Origin of the sequence: Sphingobacterium sp. LRF_L2 (assembly GCF_965644235.1) — a bacterium.
GTDB lineage: Bacteria > Bacteroidota > Bacteroidia > Sphingobacteriales > Sphingobacteriaceae > Sphingobacterium.
Genome location: NZ_CBFFRI010000032.1, coordinates 1 through 261 on the forward strand (window position 1 = coordinate 1; position 261 = coordinate 261).

Annotated in this window: 1 protein-coding gene; it reads right to left on the minus strand. The window is 33.7% G+C overall.

Features of this window, described 5'->3' with window-relative positions; translation table 11 throughout:
- On the minus strand, positions 1–261 hold a 261-nt coding region (locus ACSZOX_RS22420), incomplete at both ends, for a PD-(D/E)XK nuclease family transposase (protein ID WP_437922479.1).

Here is a 261-nt window from a genome sequence, read left to right on the forward strand (position 1 = left end):
CCACTTCCGCTTTAAACTTACGTCATACATCGTACGTTCCTCCTTGTTTAATTTACAATACTCTGCTATCTTAAATAATTTTTCAAATATCGACTTTCTCAAAAAAATTGGCAGCTTATCTAGCTTTGATAAATTACGTAAAACATAAAGCCAACGATCCAGATCGCTTTCCAATTCATGTTCAGCTTTTGTAAAGTTACGCAACTGCACGTAAATAAATCCCAAATCTTCATAAAAAACTTCACCTGTCTCCCTATTACA